The 273-nt window shown below is 54.6% G+C and carries 1 protein-coding gene; it reads left to right on the top strand.

Translation table 11 applies throughout. From position 1 onward, the window contains the following. Window positions 1–43: 43 nt before the first annotated feature. Window positions 44–273 (top strand): Ig-like domain-containing protein (locus L8G48_RS13375; protein ID WP_248265089.1); only part of this gene is annotated, 230 nt, incomplete at its 3' end.

Below are 273 nucleotides of genomic sequence, written 5' to 3'. Positions count from 1 at the left end.
CGAGCAGGGTAACGTCAATGTGAATAACATCACCGCCGATGACGTGATCAACGCACAAGAAGCGGGCGAGACCATCACGGTCACTGGCAGCGCGAGCGGTGGTGACATCGCCGAAGGCGATACCGTTGCGATGACGATCAACGGCACTGAATACAACACCGTTGTAAATGCTGACGGCACCTGGAGCGTGGATGTTGCCGGCAGCGATTTAGCTGCAGATACTGAATTTGATGTGGTGGTTAACTCCAGCGACGAGGCCGGTAATACGGTTAA

Origin of the sequence: Idiomarina aminovorans, from assembly GCF_023155095.1 — a bacterium.
Classification (GTDB): Bacteria; Pseudomonadota; Gammaproteobacteria; order Enterobacterales; family Alteromonadaceae; genus Idiomarina; species Idiomarina aminovorans.
This window is presented reverse-complemented; position numbering and strand designations above follow the sequence as displayed.